The organism is Shewanella sp. Sh95 (genome assembly GCF_001308045.1).
Classification (GTDB): Bacteria; Pseudomonadota; Gammaproteobacteria; order Enterobacterales; family Shewanellaceae; genus Shewanella; species Shewanella xiamenensis.
Genome location: NZ_LGYY01000159.1, coordinates 1 through 2,437, shown reverse-complemented (window position 1 = coordinate 2,437; position 2,437 = coordinate 1). Strand labels below are relative to the sequence as shown.

The following is a 2,437-nucleotide window of genomic DNA, read 5'->3' as shown; positions in this document are numbered from 1 at the left end:
GTGGTCGAGGTTACGGATAGAGATAGCGGGAGCGGCCATGATGAATTACCTGCAAAAGAGAGTAATAGATCAGAATGACCGATCGCCGTCAAGTTTTTTAAATCGAAAATTAGGTGCGGAATGACGGTTAGAGCAATTGATCCATTGATGCCTTTTTTTCACAATTTTGCATAACATAATTTATGAGATATCTGGACTAGGGACGATTGAATTAAAGTGCCAAGATTCTATGGTTTCACACTTACTCTAGTTGTGCAAACATCAGCATATTGCTAGTCTATTCACTTTAAAAACAGTAGCCTATTGAGATTTTTACTTTTGTAAAGTCAGAACAGGTACCTATTTGAAATAGTCCGTTTTTATGATGGCGGTATAATTTGTTAGCATTTAAGGGGAGATAAAAATGGAACCAATTACATTGGCAATTGGCGGGGCGTCATACTACGTTGCTGTCAAGTTTGTAGACCAATTTATATCCCAGGAGGGGTATGGCTGGTTTCAAAAGAAGCTTTTTCCAAAACAAAGATATGTAGACAGGCTCTATCAACTTATCGAGGAAACTGCTTCAGAGTTTGAAGTTGAATATCCAACAGATTTAGACAAGGTTCCTTTCTATCAATCTCAGCCATTATTTGACGTGCTAAACGAATATACTTTATTTCAAGAGTTTCCTGATAAAGCTGAGGTAGTGAATAAGTTTAGTGATTATCCTAGTGTGCTTCCCCCAACTAAAAAACAACTTGAACGTTTTTATGCGATTCTAGCGCTTAAAATAAACAAGTGTACAACGTTAAAAAAGCTCCATATCGAAGATACTTATAAGGAAAAGATATTCGATATCAATGAAGAGCTTATTCAAATTAAACTTCTATTACGCTCTATAGACGAGAAGCTCACGTTTCACTTAAGTGATGATTGGTTAAATGAGAAAAACAGACAGGCAATAGCTGATTTAGGTGGACGATACACACCTGAATTAAACTTAAAGCTAGAAATAGCAAAGATCTTTGAGGGTCTTGGAAGGACTCAGAACTTTTCAGAACTCTTTTATTCACATATAGATAGTTTTTTGATTAAAGGAAAAAAGCTCCGTACGTGTGATGAAATATCCTCGCAGCTATCTCTAATATCTAAATCTCTAACTGATATCATAACTTTATATAGAGAGATTGATTTTTCTAAGTTAAATAAAATACCAACAGATGAGTTTTGTAAGAGTATTACCTACTGCAACAATGCAGTATTAGAATCTGAATCGGTGCTGTGGAAACTGCGTGAAGAAGCAAACGCAGCCGGAGGGTACAATGATTACAGTGACAAGTACTCATCAATTTTAAGGGAGCTTAGAGATTTTGATTATGAGTGTAACAAGTTAAGTAATTTCTTAAACTCCATAACAGTAAAATTGTCAAATAACCCATTTTTGCTTCTTGAAGGGGAAGCTGGCATCGGAAAGTCTCACTTACTTGCCGATGTTATTGAAACAAGGATTAAATCTGGTTTTCCATCTCTTTTCTTATTGGGACAACAGCTCACTTCTAATGAATCTCCTTGGGTACAAATTTTTAAAAGGTTACAGGTTGATACTACATCCAATGATTTTTTAGAAAAGCTTGATTTATATGCTAAAAAAACCAATAAAAGGTTTTTGATATTCATTGATGCGATCAATGAAGGGAGCGGAAATAAGTTTTGGGATGACAATATAAATAGTTTTGTAGAAGAAGTTAAAAAACATGATTGGCTTGGTTTAATAATGTCAGTTAGGTCAACGTATAAAAATATTACTATTTCTGATGAGAATGTATCACGCAATAATTTTGAAGTTCATGAGCATATTGGTTTTAAGAACGTTGAGCTGGAAGCTGTTAATTTATTCTATGATAATTACAATATAGAGAGGCCATCTTCACCTAACTTAAACCCAGAATTCAAAAATCCGTTATTTTTGAAGTTACTATGCGAAGGAGTTAAGAAAAGTGGATTAAGTAAAGTTCCAGTGGGTTTTCATGGGATTTCTAAAATTCTTAGTTTTTTTATTGCGGGTGTCAACAAGTCACTGGCCTCACCTAAAAAGTACAGTTTCGATGCCAGCTTTCCATTGGTTAATGATGCATTAAATGAACTAATCAAGCTTAAGGTGAACTCGGGGGCTAAGAGTATACCTCTTAAAGAGGCGCATGTTGCCGTCCAGTCCATTGTTCAAGACTATGTTAACGATAGAACTTTTCTTAATGCATTGATAGATGAAGGGTTGTTAACAAAAGGAACTACTCGAAATGACGATAACGTTGCTGAAGAGGTAGTATATATCCGTCATTCCGCACCTAATTTTCGATTTAAAAAACTTGACGGCGATCGGTCATTCTGATCTATTACTCTCTTTTGCAGGTAATTCATCATGGCCGCTCCCGCTATCTCTATCCGTAACCTCGAC

Annotated in this window: 1 protein-coding gene; it reads left to right on the top strand. The window is 35.6% G+C overall.

Features of this window, described 5'->3' with window-relative positions; all coding sequences use genetic code 11:
* The first annotated feature begins 403 nt into the window (after positions 1-403).
* Positions 404-2,371: an ATP-binding protein gene (locus AEA42_RS11895; RefSeq protein ID WP_197278437.1), complete on the top strand. Its 1,968-nt coding sequence runs from the start codon at positions 404-406 to the stop codon at positions 2,369-2,371.
* The last annotated feature ends 66 nt before the right edge of the window (positions 2,372-2,437 follow it).

Coding starts and splice junctions, on each gene's coding strand:
- AEA42_RS11895 (WP_197278437.1), top strand. CDS start 404: ATGGAACCAATTACATTGGCAATTGGCGGGGCGTCATACTACGTTGCT.